Source organism: Paracraurococcus ruber (genome assembly GCF_004353985.1).
GTDB lineage: Bacteria > Pseudomonadota > Alphaproteobacteria > Acetobacterales > Acetobacteraceae > Paracraurococcus > Paracraurococcus ruber.
Genome location: NZ_SMOA01000650.1, coordinates 1 through 709, shown reverse-complemented (window position 1 = coordinate 709; position 709 = coordinate 1). Strand labels below are relative to the sequence as shown.

Sequence of the window (709 nt, the reverse complement as noted above, 5' to 3'; positions counted from 1 at the left end):
CCGAGGCGGCCGCCGAGGCCGCAGCGGCGGCCGGCCGCCGGGCGCGTGCCACGGTGCAGGTGATGGCCGAGCCGGAGGCGGCGGAGACACCGGCCGCGGCCGCGCCAGAGGCCCCCGAGGCGGCCGAACCCGCGCCGCCCAGCGCCGGCGAGGCGAAGGCCCTGCCGGCCGAGGTCGCCCCGGCGGAGGTGACGGCGGCCGAGGATTCGCCGGCCGAGGCGCCGCCGGCCGAGACGGCACCGGCCGAGACGGCACCGGCCGAGATCGTCTCGCCCGCCGCATCGGCCGAGCCGGTCCCCGAGACGGCCCTGGCCGCCCCCGAGCCTGCGGCACCGGAGCCTGTGGCACCGGAGCCCCTGGCCGCCAGCCCGGCGGTGGCCGAACCGCCGGCCGAGACGGTGGTGCAGGGCGCCGCCATCCAGCCGGTGAGCGTCGACAGCCTGGGCCAGGATGCACCACGTCGCCGGGGTTGGTGGCGACGCTGACACGGCGTCACCGGGGCGGCCCGAGGCCGCGCCAGGCGGATCGCGGCGGGGCGTGACGCCCCGCCGCGTCACCCGCGCCGCCAAGCCAGGGCCGGCGACGGATGGCGCGTCCCGGGACTGCGCCATCCCCCACCCGTCCCGCCGCCGGCCAGCGCATCGCCGCGACCGCCGCAGGCCGCGGCGCGGGGCGCCGGGACGACGCCCGGCGGTGGCAGGGCCGCGGC

General features: G+C 82.4%; 1 pseudogene. It reads left to right on the top strand.

The features are described from left to right. Positions 1-485, top strand: a pseudogene (locus E2C05_RS33790) (hypothetical protein); the annotation flags it as partial. Positions 486-709: the final 224 nt, after the last annotated feature.